This is a genomic window from Cupriavidus laharis (genome assembly GCF_914271435.1).
GTDB lineage: Bacteria > Pseudomonadota > Gammaproteobacteria > Burkholderiales > Burkholderiaceae > Cupriavidus > Cupriavidus laharis.
This window is the reverse complement of sequence record NZ_CAJZAI010000002.1, coordinates 93,917-109,172: the sequence shown is the minus strand read 5'-3', so window position 1 is coordinate 109,172 and position 15,256 is coordinate 93,917. Positions and strand designations below refer to the sequence as shown.

Sequence of the window (15,256 nt, the reverse complement as noted above, 5' to 3'; positions counted from 1 at the left end):
CTACAGGCGCCGTTCGGCAGGGGGTGAATGGTCGTGCTGTGGCGGCGGCGGGATATCGGCGCTGCAGCTCGGCGATTCCGCATCGTGCGTATGCGGATGCAGTGCGCCAGGCACGTTCTGGCTCTCCAGGCCGTTGTGCGCGAGCCATTGCGCCGTAGTGCCGGCTGCGCGGTCGATCAGCTCGCCGCAGCGGGAGTAGTCATAGGGCGAGATATCGAGCGGGCAGAGAGGCGGCACCACGGAGATATGCGCGTAACTGCTCCAGTGCTGCAAGTCATGGACGAGCTGGCGCGCGACGAGCAGTGAGAGCGCGTTGAAGGCATGCTCCAATGCCCCGCGCGGCGGGCGCCGCTCGGAACACGTGAAGCCCGCCGGCAGCACAATCACGCGCGTGGCGCCGAGCCGGATGGCGGTGGAAACGGGCGTGTTGTTCGCCACGCCGCCGTCGATCAGCGTGCGGCCCTCGAAGAGCACCGGCGGGAAGACGCCGGGGATGGCGGCGCTGGCCAGCACGGCGTCGACCACGCGGCCGCTGGACAGCAATACCTCCGCGCCGCTTTGCATGTCCGTCGCGACGACGTGCAGCGGCAGCGCGGCGTTTTCGATGCGCGCGTCGTTGAAATTGCGGCTCAGCAAGGCGCGCAGGCCGAAGGCATCCACAAGGTAGCCGCGGCTGCCGCCCAGCATGCCTAGCACGCTGCGCCAGGACCACGGCATGATCTCCGTGCGCCGGATGGCGCGCCAGAGCTGCTCCAGCCTGGCGGCACCCTCACGCCCGGGATTGCAGGCGTAGTACGCACCGTTGATGGCCCCGGCAGAAGCGCCGACCACCACGTCCGGTGTCAGGCCCCATGCCACCAGTTCGCGCAGCATGCCGACCTGGATCGCGCCCAGGCTGCCGCCGCCGGCAAAGACGAAAGCGGTTTTTTCCATGGTATGGGTGCGGCGAATCCGCGCCGCGCTGGCAGGCTGAAGTCGTCCCTGAGCAAAGCATAGGCGACACCGGCGCCGGTGGCGGGACTTGCAGCGGAGAATTCGCTGGCCGGTGGTATCGGGCTCCGACTGCTTCGAATGTCCTCAGGTTAGGGCGTTCTGCTCAATTGCGCAATTAACCGACAGGCACCCAACCACACCTTCAAAGCGACCTACGGTCGCGCACGGTTTTCGTGGCGACCACAATATGTGTTGCATGGATCACTATCGTCACGTAGTCAAAGCGTCCGGATCGATGCCGAGCTGGCTGGCCATGTGCCCGACCAGTGCTTCCAGCCGCTGTACCCGGCTGGAGAGTTCGCGTTGGTCGGCGCGCAGTCGTTCGAGTTCCGAGGGCGCGACATTCTCTTCCGTCGCGGCTGGCCCGGCCACGGCCAGGCTTTCCGCACTGATTTCGCCTGCGAGCAGGTGCATCCAGCGATGCTCGCGCTCGCCCGGTGAGCGGGCCAGCTTCACGACATACGGCGGCTCGTGTTCAGCCAGTTCGTCGAGGAAGGCCTCGACCGACGAGATGTCTGCAAAGGCGTGCAGGCGTACGGTGTTCAGGCGCAGTTCCGCCGCGGTCTGCGGCCCGCGCAGGAGCAGCATGGCGAGCAGGGCGGCGGACTGTGATGGCACCCCAAGCACGCGGTTCATGTTGTGTTCGAAGCGCGGCACCCGGCTGCTGCTGCCTTCGAACACCAGGCTCAGGCCTTTCAGGCCGTCGATGGCCACGACCACTTCCGCTTCGGTCACGTTCATGACCGGCGCCCGCGCCGTCTTCTGGTTGCAGCCGGAGGTAAGCGCGTTGAGCGAAAGCGGGTAGGTATCGGGCACGGTGTGCTGCTTTTCCAGCAGCACGCCGAGTACGCGCCCTTCGATCGGTGTCAGGGCGCGGATCGGCTGGCGGGATGGGGAGTCGGGCGTGGAGCTCATGAGGGATTCGTGTCGTGGTGCGGTGGGCCGGAGCCGGCAAGGCGGACATTCAAGCGCAAGCTGGCGTAATACGCAACCGGCCACGATCGCCGGGCAGTCTTGCCCTCGCTTTTGCTCCAGCGCCGACTACTATCGATGAGGTGCGACGGTCGGCCCCGCCCGGTGTGCGTGGGAACCGACAAATTCTTTGGTGACTGGGGAGGAAGCATGGCGCAGGCGGAACTGGCGGCGGGCGTTGAAGGGCAGGGCGCGGAGGCCTCAGCAAGCCTCGATGCGCCATATTCCACGCTGGAAACCCGGTCGCACCAGATGTTCCCGATACTCAGTGCTGATGAGATCGCGCGGATGCGGCGCTTCGGCTCGTTGCAGCGCTGGCGCACTGGCGAGCAGTTGTTTTCGGTCGGGCAGGTGGGCCGCGGCATGTGCGTGGTCGTGAGCGGCGCCATCCAGATCGTCCGCCGCGATGGCCTTGGACGCGAGAGCCTGATCACCGAACTGGGGCCGGGCATGTTCTCGGCCGAAGTCGGCACGCTGAGCGGCCGTCCGTCGCTCGTGGACGGCCGCGCACTGACGGATTCCGAAGGCTTCGTCATCCCCCCGGACAGGCTGCGCGCGCTGCTGGTGGCAGAGGCCGAACTGGGCGAGCGCATCATGCGCGCGCTGATCCTGCGCCGCGTCGGACTGATCGAGTCCGGCAGCGGCCCGGTGCTGGTCGGCCATGGCACGGAGCCGCTGCTGCTGGCGCTGCAGGCGTTCCTGCGCCGCAACGGGCATCCGTACACGGTAATCGACATGGACACCGAGCGCGACTGCTCGTGCCTGAGCGAGTTCGCGAACGCGCCGGCCACGGACTTTCCGCTCGTGATCTGTCCGGACGGCCGCGTGCTGCGCGCGCCCGATGAAGGGCAGCTTGCCTCCTGCCTGGGGCTGCTGCCCGAATTCGACCCGGCGCACGTCTACGACGTGATTGTGGTGGGCGCGGGCCCTGCCGGCCTGGCCACCGCCGTGTATGCCGCGTCGGAAGGCCTGTCGGTGGCGGTGATCGATTGCCGTTCGCCGGGCGGACAGGCTGGTGCCAGTGCTCGCATCGAGAACTACCTGGGTTTTCCCACGGGCATTTCCGGCCAGGCGCTGGCCGGGCGAGCATTTGTGCAGGCGCTCAAGTTCGGCGCCCACATCGCCATTCCGCTCGAGGTAAAGGCCCTGCATTGCGGCGCGGATCCGATCCGGCTTGAACTTGCCGATGGCCGCATGATCTCGACACACACGGTGGTAATCGCCACTGGCGCCCAGTACCGCCGGCCAGCGATCACCGCGCTGGAGCGCTTCGAGGGGCGCGGCGTGTACTACTGGGCCTCGCCGGTGGAAGCCAAGCTGTGCAGGAACGAGCCGGTCATGCTCGTCGGTGGCGGCAACTCGGCCGGACAGGCCGCGGTGTACCTGGCGACGCATGCGGCGCATGTGCATATGCTGGTGCGCGGCCAGGGGCTGGCCGCAACCATGTCGCGCTACCTGATCGACCGGATTGCCGGACTGCCCAACGTGCAGCTCCACAGCCATGCGGAAATCCGTGCGCTGGACGGTGAAGGCTGGCTTTCCGACGTGCGGTATTACGCGCCTGCGGAAAGCGACGAGCTGGTCTCCCTGCCGGTGCGGCACCTGTTCCTGTTCATCGGCGCCGATCCCAACGCGTCATGGCTGCGCACCTGCAACGTGGAAACGGACGACAAGGGCTTCGTGCGCACGGGTGGGGGCACCCTCGGCTGTGCGTCGGCCGTGCCGTATCCTTTGCAGACCAGTGTGCCGGGCGTGTTCGCGATCGGCGACGTGCGTTCGGGCTCGACCAAGCGCGTCGCCGCGGCAGTGGGCGAGGGCGCCGCGGTGGTGGCGCAGATCCACAGCTATCTCGCCGGGCTGCCGGCGGCGCAGGCGGCCTGAATGGCTGGCCCGCCGCCTGGCAAGGCACCGGCGGTTATTCCTCGTCCATGTGCCCGAAGCGGTCGGCCAGATGGTCGATCAGCATCCTGACCGCCGGCAGCAGCCCGCGCCGCGAGGCGAAGACGGCATGCAGGATCTCCCGGCGCGGCGCCCAGCCTGGCAGCACCTTCACCAGCGAGCCGTCCGCAAGCTGGTCCACCACCATCATCAGCGGCAACTGACAGACCCCGACGCCCGCGATGGCCGCGTTGCGCACGGCGATCATGTCGCCGGTGACATAGCGCGGGCGGTGATGGATGGTGGCCTGTTCGCCGTCGGGGCCGAACAGCCGCCACGCGTGGTCTGCCTGCGGGGTGCCGATGGCCAGGCTCGGCCAGTCATGGAGCGCGGACGGAAACTGCGGTAGGCCGAATGCCTGCACCAGCGAAGGACTGGCTACCAGGCATTGGCTGCGCTCCGCCAGCGGGCGGATGACCAGGTCGCTGTCTTCGAGCGGAGGCGGCCGCACGCGGATGGCGACGTCTACGGCTTCCGCCACCGGGTCGACACGGCGGTTGGTGGCCTCGAGGTGGATCGTCACCAGCGGATGCTGTGCCATGAAGTCGCCGACCATGGTCCCCACATGCGCCTGCAGCAACGCGACCGGGCAGGTTACGCGAACCGTGCCGCGCGGCTCGGCGCGGGTGACTTCGATCGCTTCCTGTGCCGCCTCGGCCTGCACCAGCATGGCCTTGCAGTGCTCATAGTAGATGCGCCCGATTTCCGTCACGGCGAAACGCCGGGTCGAGCGCTGGATCAGGCGCACGCCAAGCCGTTCCTCAAGCATCGCCATGCGGCGGCTCAGGCGGGACTTCGGCATGCCCAATGCCCGGCCGGCCGGGGCGAAGCCGCCGTGGTCGACGGCCTGCACATAAAGGAAGAGGTCGTTCAGGTCTTGCAATCGATGTCCTTATCGTTCATGAAACAGGACTCTGATACGCGAATTTGGCATCTAGAGCGCTTTTCGTCCCAATATTATGCTTGGTTCACCGCATCAAGCAATAGACGCCCGCCAGCATGGGCCGCCATCGAGGCTGGTCAGGTGGGCGAGCAAGCAAGGGAACCAGTCATGGCATTGCGAACCGAAGACATCCAGGCCTATCTCCACGTCGTGGAGCTTGGCGGCATCAGTGCGGCAGCGCGGCGGATGGGTTTGTCCAAATCCGTGGTCAGCAAGCGCATCAGCGACCTGGAGCGCGAACTGGGGGTGTCGCTGCTGCAGCGTTCCACGCGCAGCATCCGGCCATCGGAGAGCGGTCGCTACTTCTACGAGCAGGCGCGCGCTGCGCTGAGCCAGCTCGACCATGCGGCGCAAACTGTCTCCGACGCCGCGCGCGAGCTGTGCGGTGAACTGCGCGTGCTGGCGCCAATGACATTCGGCACGCGCTGGCTGTCTCCGCTGATCGCCGCATTCGCGCGCGACCATCCGCGCCTGAACCTGATCCTCGAACTTGACGACAAGCTTGCAGATGTCGGTTACGAGCGCTATGACGTTGCCATCCGCATCACGCGACTCGGCGACAGCTCGCTGATCGCGCGCCAGCTTGCGGTGAGCCGGCGCGTGCTGTGCTGCAGTCCCGGATATGCCGAGCGCGCGGGCCTGCCGCAGCGGCTCGACGATATTGCGCAGCATGCCTGCCTGGCCTACAGCAATTCGCCGCCGGGACAGGTTTGGGCGTTTGCGGATCCGTCGGCAAAAGGGGGCGTGCGCAGCATCACGCCGCGCGGCGTGTTCACTGCCAACAACGGCGAAGTGCTGCGCGACGCGGCACTGACCGGCCAGGGCCTCGCCGTGCTGCCGCGCTTCATCGTCTGGGAAGACCTGCTTGCCGGCCGCCTGGTCGAAGTCCTTCCCGAACTGCAGCCCGTGGATGATGGCATCTTTGCCGTCTATCCACGCAGCGGCTTCGGCTCGGTCAAGCTGCGCGCGCTGGTGCAGTACCTCCAGGCATCGCTGGCGCGGGCGCCATGGGAAGATCCCGATACGGCCGGGACGCTCCGTCTGCTGCAGGGCGCCGCCGCCTGAGTCGCACGGCAAGGCGGCGCCGCTGCGTGGCTCAGGCAATCAGGGGATTGCGCTTCTCCGGGTCGATCCCGTACTTGCCGATGGCCTGCCGCAGCACGCCGCGCTCCAGCGTGCCTTCATCCACCAGTGCCTTCAGCGCCGCCAGCGTGATCCAGCGGCGGTCCACCTCGAAGAAGTCGCGCAGCTTTTCGCGGGTGTCCGAGCGGCCGTAGCCGTCGGTGCCCAGCACCGTGTAGGCGCGCGGCACGAACGGGCGGATCTGGTCGGCCAGCATGCGCACGTAGTCGGTGGCGGCAATCACCGGGCCGCGTGTGCCGGCCAGGCAATGCGCCACATGCGATTGGCGCGGCGTTTCGTCCGGATGCAGCAGGTTCCAGCGTGCCGCGGCATTCCCGTCGCGCGCCAGTTCGGTGAAGCTCGGGCAGCCCCACAGGTCGGCCTGTACGCCCCAGTCCTGTTCGAGCATGTCGGCTGCGGCGATGACTTCGCGGAAGATCGTGCCCGCGCCGAGCAACTGCACGCGCGGTCCCGTGCCATCGCCGGCGCGGCGGAACGCGTACATGCCTTTCAGGATGTCCTGCTCCGCGCCCTCGGGCATCGCCGGATGCTCGTAGTTCTCGTTCATCACGGTGATGTAGTAGTAGACATCCTCCTGCTCCTGCAGCATGCGGCGCAGGCCGTCTTGGACGATCACCGCCAGTTCGTAGGCGAAGGTCGGGTCGTAGCTGATGCAGTTGGGGATGGTGCCGCCCCACACCAGGCTGTGGCCGTCTTCATGCTGCAGGCCTTCGCCGTTGAGCGTGGTGCGCCCCGCCGTGCCGCCCAGCAGGAAGCCGCGGGCGCGCTGGTCGCCGGCGGCCCAGGCCAGGTCGCCGAAGCGCTGGAAGCCGAAGATCGAATAGAAGATGAAGAACGGGATCATCGGCTCGCCGTGCGTGCTGTATGACGTCGCTGCGGCGATCCAGTCGGCCATGGCGCCGGCTTCGTTGATGCCTTCCTGAAGGATCTGGCCGTCCTTCGACTCCTTGTAGAAGCTCAGCTGCGACGCATCCTGCGGCGTGTAGGTCTGCCCCTGCTGCGACCAGATGCCGATCTGCCGGAACAGGCCCTCCATGCCGAAGGTGCGCGACTCGTCCGACACGATCGGCACGATGCGCCGGCCCAGTGCCTTGTCGCGCAGCAGCACGTTGAGGATGCGCACGAAGCTCATCGCGGTGGAGAACTCGCGGCCCTCGCCGCTGGCCTTGAGCTGCGCGTCGAATGCCGACAACGGCGGCACCGGCAGTTCGGGCCCCGTGCGCCGGCGTGACGGCAGGTAGCCGCCCAGCGCCTGCCGCCGCTCGTGCAGGTAGGCGTGCTCGCGCGAGCCTTCCTCGAATTTCAGGTAGCTCAGGTCGGCCAACTGCTCGTCGTTCAGCGGCAGGCGGAAGCGGTCGCGGAAGCGCGCCAGCGCTTCCACGCGCATGTGCTTCTGCTGGTGCGTGATGTTCTGCGCCTCGCCGGCCTCGCCCATGCCGTAGCCCTTGATGGTCTTGGCCAGGATCACGGTAGGCTGGCCCGTGTGGTTCGCGGCGGCCTGGTAGGCCGCGTAGACCTTGTGCGGATCGTGGCCGCCGCGGTTGAGCAGCCAGATGTCGTCATCGGACCAGTCGGCCACCAGTGCCTTGAGCTCGGGCGTGTTGAAGAAGTGCTCGCGCACGTAGGCGCCGTCCTTCGACTTGAAGGTCTGGTAGTCGCCGTCCACGCAAGCCATCATGCGCTGCGCGAGGATGCCTTGCTTGTCGCGCGCCAGCAGCGCATCCCACTTGCTGCCCCAGACCACCTTGATCACGTTCCAGCCGGCGCCGCGGAACTCCGATTCGAGTTCCTGGATGATCTTGCCGTTGCCGCGCACCGGCCCGTCCAGTCGCTGCAGGTTGCAGTTGATGACGAAAACGAGGTTGTCGAGTTGCTCGCGCCCGGCCATGCCCAGCGCGCCGCGCGACTCGGGCTCGTCCATTTCGCCGTCGCCGCAGAACACCCACACCTTGCGTGCGCGGTGGTCGCCGAAACCGCGGTCCTGCAGGTACTTCATGAAGCGGGCCTGGTAGATGCCCATGATCGGCCCCAGGCCCATCGACACGGTCGGGAACTGCCAGAAGTCCGGCATCAGCCACGGATGCGGGTAGGAGGAGATGCCCTGGCCGCCGACTTCCTGGCGGAAGTTGTCCATCTGCGCTTCGCTGAGCCGCCCTTCCAGGAACGCGCGCGCGTAGAAGCCCGGCGCGGAGTGCCCCTGGAAGAAGACCAGGTCGCCGCCGTGCTGTTCGGAGGGCGCATGCCAGAAGTGGTTGAAGCCGACTTCATACAGCGTGGCCGCCGAGGCAAAGCTGGCGATATGCCCGCCCACATTGGTATCGCGGCCCGCGCGCAGCACCACGGCAATGGCATTCCAGCGGATATAGGAGCGGATGCGGTGCTCCAGTTCATGGTCCCCTGGGCTGCGCGCCTGGGTTTCGAGCGGAATCGTGTTCAGGTAGGCGGTATTGGCGCTGAACGGCAAGTAGATGCCGGCGTCATGCGCGCGCCGGATCAACTGCTCGATCAGGAAATGCGCGCGTTCCGCGCCCTCGTGGGCGATGACGCTTTCCAGCGCATCCAGCCATTCACGGGTTTCCTGTGCGTCGATATCGTTGTCGGAGGACGGAATGGGCAGCGCTTGCGCCATGGTGGTCTCCTGTCAGCCCGTCATGGGGCAAAAGGCGCGGACAAGGCCGCGTTCAGGGAAAGGGGGAGCAGGGGGAAGAGACTAGCACTGCGGCGCCGGCTGGGTAAGATGCGCCGCAGCGAACATGCTGTTCGGCACAGCGGGACACCGTCATGCGCGGTGTCGTGTCGTGCTGTGCCGTGATGGGCTGCAAGGTGCCTTCAGGCGCCATCGGTCAACGCATCGACGGGCTTCGCCGCGCCGTCGGTGAACGGGTCGATGCTGCGCACTGCGCCATCGACATAGGGATCGGCCTTGCGCACGGCAAGCGTACGGTATTGTTCGTCGACAAGCTTCGGCGACGTGCTGCGCGCCGCGACTTGCTGGATGGCTGCGTCCACACGAGCGCCATCGGTGAACGGATCAGGCTTTCGTGTAGTGGCTTGTGCATTGGCCGTGGCGATCAGCAAGGCGGCGGTGGTCAGGAAGACGGTCTTCATGGTCTTGGGTCCTTCGGCTAGACAGGGAAAGGCGTTGACTGGGCGGGCTTTGCGGGGCGCAATGCCCGGCCCACGCAGGTACTATAGCACAAACCATACGGTACAGTACGGTTTGATGAAATCAGGGACGCCAGCCTGTCAGCCTGTGCTGCGGGAGTGGGTGGGGGCGACCGTCTTTGATAGACTGCGCCGTCATTCCAATCCGTTCCTGCCATCTTGTGAAAACTACGCCGCCGCCCACGCCGAAACGGTCCGCCGCCGCCGACAAGCCCGCCGTGCGCATCACGCGCCGCGGAGAAGCCAAGCGTGCCGCGATCCTGGAGACCGCCGCGGAACTGTTCCTGGCGCACGGCTATGACGGCGTCAGCGTGGACGAGATCGTGAAGGCCTGCGGCGGCTCGAAGACCAACGTCTACAGCTATTTCGGCGGCAAGGACGGCCTGTTCGTTGCCGTGGTCGAGGCGCTGTGCGACCGCTTCCTCGAGAAGGCCGAGGAGCTCGAGCCGTCGCACAGCAATACGGCCCAGGGCCTGCGCACGCTCGCCCGCAGCTTCCTGGACTCGTTGCTGGAGGACAGCCACCTTGCGTTCATGCGGCTGATCATCGCCGAAGCGCGCCGCTTCCCGGAGATCGGGCAGGTTTGGTACACCCGAGGGCCGCTGGCTACCTGCCAGTACGTTGCCGCATATCTGACGGAGCAGCAGGCGGCAGGGACGAAGCTGAATGCCACGCCGGAGGTCGCGGCGCAGCACTTCCACAGCATGGTCATTGCCGGCGTCCTGCACCAGACGCTTGCCACCGGCCAGCGTCCGGGCACAGCGCAGATCGATAGCCTGGTCAAGTCCGCGATCGACCTGATCCTGGCAAAGCCCGGCGCAAACGCCTGACACCAGCCCGCGCTGTCACCGCGCAGCACCGGCAGGCCATCTGCCGGGTGCAAGCGCTGCCGGACATTGTTCGCTCGCGTCGAACGGCGGGTTCTGTGGCCGGCTATCACGCTCGCCGGGAGTCCTCACATATGCTGCAAGGGCTCGCTGCAACCCGTTTTTGACACGCGGTGCCACGTGCACCGCATGGCGAGCGTTTGTCCATTTTTCCCGGAGACCAACATGGCCAGCGAACCCATCCGCGATCCCCTGAAGGACCACCTGCTTACCCCGCAGAACGCAGCCTTCGTCATCATCGACTACCAGCCGGTGCAGGTGAACTCGATTGCCTCGATGGACCGGCAACTGCTGATCAACAACATCGTCGGCACTTCGAAGGCAGCCATTGCCTACAACCTGCCGATCGTGCATTCGACCGTGAACGTCAAGACGGGCCTGAACAAGCCGCCTATTCCGCAGCTTGCCAAGGTGCTGAAGGACTACCCGACCTACGACCGCACCACCATCAACTCGTGGGAAGACGTGGAGTTTCGCGACGCCGTGAAGGCGACCGGCCGCAAGAAGCTGATCATGACGGCACTGTGGACCGAAGCGTGCCTGACTTTCCCGGCGCTGGACGCGCTCGCAGAAGGCTACGAAGTCTATGTCGTCGTCGATGCGGTCGGTGGTACGTCTGTGGCCGCGCACGAAGCTGCACTGCGCCGCATCGAACAGGCTGGCGGCAAGATGATCAGCGTGGCGCAACTGTTCTGCGAACTGCAGCGCGACTGGTCGCGCCAGGAAACCGTACCGGCCTTCATCAACCTGTTCATCGAGACCGGCGGCACGGCCGGCATCCAGTTCTCGTACGACCGTACCGAGTAAGTGCCCGCGGGCGGAGCCCGGCGCATCCGATCCCCAACCTGTTGCGGCGGGCTCATTCATGGGAGTGAGCCCGTTTTACCTCCGTGGTCATTCCCATTTCGCCTGTCCCGTGACAGGTTTTTTTTTGAGCTCAATTAATACCGTACGGTACGGAAATATTCTTCTTGCGCAGCCCGAAAACCGCGCCTAGAATCTGCGTACAGCGATTAAATATGCGTGTAGCGCAAAAAGGAGACGAAGTGATGTCCGCTTCCCCAGCCTCGAAACCCCGGCCGGCCACCGCAATTGCCTATGTGGACACGCATGGCGTGTCGGTACACGGCCGCAACCTGAGCCGCGACCTGATCGGCCACATTGGTTTCACCGACTATTTCCTGTTCCTGTTGACTGGCCGCGTGCCGGATGCCGGCCTGGTGTCGGTTACCAACGCCTGCCTGGTCGCGATTGCCGAGCATGGCCTGGTACCCTCCGTGCAGGCTGCGCGCATGACGCTGGCGGCTGCGCCCGATGCCCTGCAGGGGGCCGTGGCGGCAGGGTTGCTTGGATGCGGTTCTGTCATTCTTGGCGCGTCGGAAACTGCCGGGCTGATGCTCCGCGACGTCCTGGCCACGCAGGGCGAGCGCTCCCTGGAAGAGCGTGCCGATGCCGTGGTCGCCGCAGTGCGCCGCGAGCACAAGCCCCTGCCAGGCTTTGGCCATCCCACGCACAAGGAAGGGGACCCGCGCGCCCACCGCTTGCTGGAATTCTCGCGCGAGCTGGGTCTGGCGGGCCAGCATGTGGCGGCGCTGGAGGCGGTCGCGGCGGCAGTGCCGCGGCATTTCCCGCGTGCCCTGCCGCTTAATGTCTCCGGTGCGATTCCCGCTGTCCTGCTGGATGCGGGTTATCCGCCGGGCGCCCTGAAGGGGGTGCCGCTGCTGGCCCGCGTGGCCAGCCTGATCGCACATCTTCAGGAGGAGACGCAACAGCCGATCGGCTTCGCGCTGGCCGATGCGGCCGAGCATGCCATCGCCTACACCGGGCCGGAGGCCTGCACAGCATGAACCAGCCCGGCAACCCGATCGAAGCCCAGGCACTGTCGCCGCTGGAAGTGCTGCGGCAATACCGCGCCCATGACTTCACGCTGACCGACTTCCTGGCCGCGCGCGTGGCGCAGCACCCCGACAAGCCGGCCCTGCTGTTCGAAGGCGAGACCTGGAGCTATGGCGAACTGGCTGCGCGCATCGCACGCACTGCGGCGTGGCTGGCCCATGACATGAACGTCCGTGCCGGCGACCGGGTCGGCGTGCTGTCGGCCAACCACCCGTCCACCGTCGTGCTGATGTTCGCGCTGGCGCGGCTTGGCGCCACCCTGGTCCCGGCCAATCCCGACTATCGCCTGGACGAGGCGCTGTACGTCTTCGAGCATGCGCAGATCAGCGGCCTGGTCTGCTCACCAGCCACGCTCGACACGGCTTCGGCTGTCGTGTCGCAGCTTGGCGGCGGCATCTGGCTGCGCGCCAACGAGGCGGGCGGACACGGGGAGGCCCTGATCGGCGAGTCCGAGGCCGACACCGGGGTGCGCGCCGAAGCCGGCGCCACTGCGATGATCATCTACACCTCGGGCACCACAGGATTTCCCAAAGGCGCCATGCACGGCCAGCGCGGCTACGTGCTGACGGCCGAAGCGTTCGTCGGCCGCATGCACCTGCAGCCGAACGAACGCGTGATGTGCGTGATGCCGCTGTTCCATATCAACGCGCTGATGTACTCGGTGGGCGGTGCGCTGGCCTGTGGCGGTTGCCTGGTGCTGGTACGCCGGTTCTCGGCATCGTCGTTCTGGCGCTTCGCGGCGGAAAGCGGCGCGACCGAGGTCAACCTCGTCGCCGCGGCCGGAAGCATCCTGGCGCGGCGCCCGCGCGAGGAGTTCGTGCCCGGCCATCGCATCACCAAGATGTTCATCGCGCCGCAGACGCGCGAGATGGTGAGCGTGATGCGCAACGAGTTCCACGTCGCGCGGCTGATCGAATGCTATGGCATGACGGAGATTCCGGGCGTGATCGCCAACCCGTTCAACGGCCCGCACAAGCTGGGCACGATGGGCCTGATCTCGCGCCATCCCGATCCCGGCATTGCCGCGCCGCAGGCGCGCATCGTCGACGAGGACGGCAAGGACGTTGCGCCCGGCGATGCGGGCGAGCTGCTGATCCGCACGCCCACGCTGATGCAGGGCTACTACCGCGACAGCGCGCAGACCGAGGGCGCCTTCCGCGAAGGCTGGTTCGCCACCGGCGATCTCGTACGCCAGGACGCCGACGGCTACTACGTCTTTGTCGCACGCAAGAAGGACGTGATCCGCCGCAAGGGCGAGAACGTCTCGGGTGCGGAGCTGGACCGCGTATTCGGCGAGCACCCGGCAGTCGAGGAAGCCGCGGCGATCGGCGTGCCCGCCGAACTCGGCGAAGAGGAAATCCTGCTGGCCGTCCAGTTGCGTGCCGGCCGGGAAGTCGGCGCGGCGGAGCTGGTCGACTGGGCGCGTGATCGCCTGGCCGCACACAAGCTGCCGCGCTACGTGGTGCAGGTGGCACAGATTCCCCACACCCCCACGCACAAGCCGGCCAAGCACCGCCTGAAGGCGGATGCGGGCCTGCTCGGGCGCGCGACCGATCTTGCCGGCAGTGCCGGCTGACAAGAAAGAATGGAGACGAAGATGAACCAGACCAACAACCCCACGCTGTCCCGCGCGCTCGCAGCCATGTGCGCGGATTCCGACGGTGCCGACGCGGCCCTGCAGGCAAAGTTCGCCATTGCGCTGCGCCACTTCCACGCGATGCTCGACGAGCTGCGGCTGACTGATGCGGAGCTCTATCGAATCGCCGGCTGGCTCGGCCAGGTGGCGCGGGATGATGAGCTGATCATGCTGTGCGACATGATGGGCCTGACCATGCGTTCGCTGGACCTCGCGCGCACCGGCAGCGAAGCGACCGCGCAGAACGTGACCGGTCCTTTCCCGAAAGACGGCGTGGCCGAAGGCCCGAATCCCTGCCAGCTCGCCGGTGAAGACGAGCCCGGCCAGCGGATGGAACTGAGGGGGCAGGTAAGGGATGCGGCAACCGGCCAGGTACTGCCGGGGGCGCAGGTCATCGTGTGGCAGCCCAACCAGTACGGGCGCTACGAGAACGAGGACGACTCACAGTCCGAAGACAACCTGCGCGGCAAGCTGCGTTGCGACGAGCAGGGCGGTTTCCAGGTGTTCACGGTCCGCCCCGGCGGCTACATCATCGGCCGCGAGGATACCGCCGTGGGCATCCTGATGAAGCGGCTTGGCCGCAATCGCCAGCGCGCGCCGCATATCCACTACCGCGTGCTGCAGCCGGGCTACCAGACACTGACTTCGCAGATCTACTTCGCCGGCGACCCCGCCAACCCGGTCGACTGCATCTTCTCGACCATTGCCGACCATATCGTGGAAGTTACCCCGCATCCGGAGCGCGATGGCCATCAACTGGTGACGCTGGATATTGCCCTCGAACCCGCCGCCTAACCGGCAGCGGTGATGGAGTGGGCCAGCGCGGGCGCGCGCAGCAGTGCGGATTCGATCAGGGCGGCGGCCTGGCGCAGCGCCGGCAGCCGTTCGGAGAGCAGGTCCTGCGTGCTGGCGCGCCCGGCTTCGGTGGAGCAGTTGATGGCGGCAATGACGCGGCGGGATGCGTCCCGCACCGGCACGGCAACCGACAGCACACCGATCTCGAGCTGGCTTTCCTGCAGCGCATAGCCTTGCTCGCGCACCTGCTCCAGGGCAGTGCGCAACTGGTCTGCTTCGCTGAGCGTCATCGGGGTGTACTTCTGGAACGGCGCCCTGGCCAGCACGGCATCCTGCTGCGCCTGCGGGGCATGGGCCAGCAGCGCCAGGCCCAGCGAGGTGCAGTGCACGGGCAGGCGGTAGCCCACGGACGCGCGGAACACGATGCGCCGGCTGCTCGGCACGTGCGCCAGGTAGACCACGCTGTCGCCGTCGAGGATGGCGAGGGAGACCGAGTCGCGAAAGCGGTCGGCCACCTCCTGCAGGAAGGGCTGGACGACGTCGCGCAGGTTCATCGAGCTGAGGTAGGCCGCGCCCAGCGACAGCACCTTGGGCAGCAGCAGGAAGCGGCGGCCGTTGGCGCCGACATAGCCGAGCGACTGCAGCGTGAGCAATGCGCGGCGTGCCGTGGCCGGGCTCATGCCGGTGGCCTGGGCGACTTCGCTCAGGGTCATTTCGGGCGAGCCTTCGGTGAACGCCTGGATGACGGCCAGCCCGCGCGCCAGGGCTGCCACGTAGTCACGATGACCCTCGTCCAGCCGCGACGGCGGGTCTTCACTGGCGGGAGGGCGGGGCTGGGCGGTCGATGTCATGACGGCATTTTATCCGTACTTGGACGGATGCCCCATT

The 15,256-nt window shown here is 66.8% G+C and carries 13 protein-coding genes; 7 read left to right on the top strand and 6 right to left on the bottom strand.

Translation table 11 applies throughout. From position 1 onward, the window contains the following. Positions 1-933 (bottom strand): patatin-like phospholipase family protein, encoded by a 933-nt coding sequence (locus LDO29_RS04320; RefSeq protein ID WP_224078562.1) that lies wholly within the window; start codon positions 931-933, stop codon positions 1-3. A 270-nt stretch (positions 934-1,203) separates the two neighbouring features. Further along, entirely contained in the window at positions 1,204-1,908 is a 705-nt protein-coding gene (locus tag LDO29_RS04315; RefSeq protein ID WP_224078561.1) for a YceH family protein, read from the bottom strand. Positions 1,909-2,115: 207 nt separating this feature from the next. Here LDO29_RS04315 and LDO29_RS04310 point away from each other — a divergent pair, with 207 nt between their 5' ends. Then, positions 2,116-3,846: an FAD-dependent oxidoreductase gene (locus LDO29_RS04310; protein ID WP_224078560.1), complete on the top strand. Its 1,731-nt coding sequence runs from the start codon at positions 2,116-2,118 to the stop codon at positions 3,844-3,846. A 34-nt stretch (positions 3,847-3,880) separates the two neighbouring features. Here the strand turns inward: LDO29_RS04310 and LDO29_RS04305 are convergent, their stop codons facing one another. Next, positions 3,881-4,786: a LysR family transcriptional regulator gene (locus LDO29_RS04305; RefSeq protein WP_224078559.1), complete on the bottom strand. Its 906-nt coding sequence runs from the start codon at positions 4,784-4,786 to the stop codon at positions 3,881-3,883. A gap of 168 nt (positions 4,787-4,954) precedes the next feature. Here LDO29_RS04305 and LDO29_RS04300 point away from each other — a divergent pair, with 168 nt between their 5' ends. Then, positions 4,955-5,911: a LysR family transcriptional regulator gene (locus LDO29_RS04300; RefSeq protein ID WP_224078558.1), complete on the top strand. Its 957-nt coding sequence runs from the start codon at positions 4,955-4,957 to the stop codon at positions 5,909-5,911. Positions 5,912-5,942: 31 nt separating this feature from the next. On the opposite strand, the gene aceE is transcribed toward LDO29_RS04300, so the two are convergent. Then, positions 5,943-8,618, bottom strand: a complete 2,676-nt coding sequence (gene aceE, locus LDO29_RS04295; protein ID WP_224078557.1) for a pyruvate dehydrogenase (acetyl-transferring), homodimeric type — start codon at positions 8,616-8,618, stop codon at positions 5,943-5,945. A gap of 200 nt (positions 8,619-8,818) precedes the next feature. Next, positions 8,819-9,097, bottom strand: a complete 279-nt coding sequence (locus LDO29_RS04290; protein WP_224078556.1) for a hypothetical protein — start codon at positions 9,095-9,097, stop codon at positions 8,819-8,821. A 218-nt stretch (positions 9,098-9,315) separates the two neighbouring features. Here LDO29_RS04290 and LDO29_RS04285 point away from each other — a divergent pair, with 218 nt between their 5' ends. From LDO29_RS04285 to LDO29_RS04265, 5 genes are all read left to right on the top strand, one after another. After that, a complete protein-coding gene (locus tag LDO29_RS04285; protein WP_224078555.1) occupies positions 9,316-9,984 on the top strand; it encodes a TetR/AcrR family transcriptional regulator in 669 nt (222 codons plus the stop codon). Between the two features lie 222 nt (positions 9,985-10,206). Further along, on the top strand, positions 10,207-10,848 hold the full coding sequence (locus tag LDO29_RS04280) for a hydrolase (protein ID WP_224078554.1): 642 nt from the start codon (positions 10,207-10,209) through the stop codon (positions 10,846-10,848). A gap of 242 nt (positions 10,849-11,090) precedes the next feature. Next, a complete protein-coding gene (locus LDO29_RS04275; RefSeq protein WP_224078553.1) occupies positions 11,091-11,888 on the top strand; it encodes a citryl-CoA lyase in 798 nt (265 codons plus the stop codon). Further along, positions 11,885-13,513 (top strand): class I adenylate-forming enzyme family protein, encoded by a 1,629-nt coding sequence (locus LDO29_RS04270; protein ID WP_224078552.1) that lies wholly within the window; start codon positions 11,885-11,887, stop codon positions 13,511-13,513. The genes LDO29_RS04275 and LDO29_RS04270 overlap by 4 nt, the downstream gene beginning before the upstream one ends. A gap of 21 nt (positions 13,514-13,534) precedes the next feature. After that, a complete protein-coding gene (locus LDO29_RS04265) occupies positions 13,535-14,368 on the top strand; it encodes a dioxygenase family protein (RefSeq protein WP_224078551.1) in 834 nt (277 codons plus the stop codon). Here LDO29_RS04265 and LDO29_RS04260 read toward each other — a convergent pair. Continuing rightward, a complete protein-coding gene (locus LDO29_RS04260; protein WP_224078550.1) occupies positions 14,365-15,219 on the bottom strand; it encodes an IclR family transcriptional regulator domain-containing protein in 855 nt (284 codons plus the stop codon). The two genes, LDO29_RS04265 and LDO29_RS04260, sit on opposite strands and share 4 nt — an antisense overlap. Between the last annotated feature and the right edge of the window lie 37 nt (positions 15,220-15,256).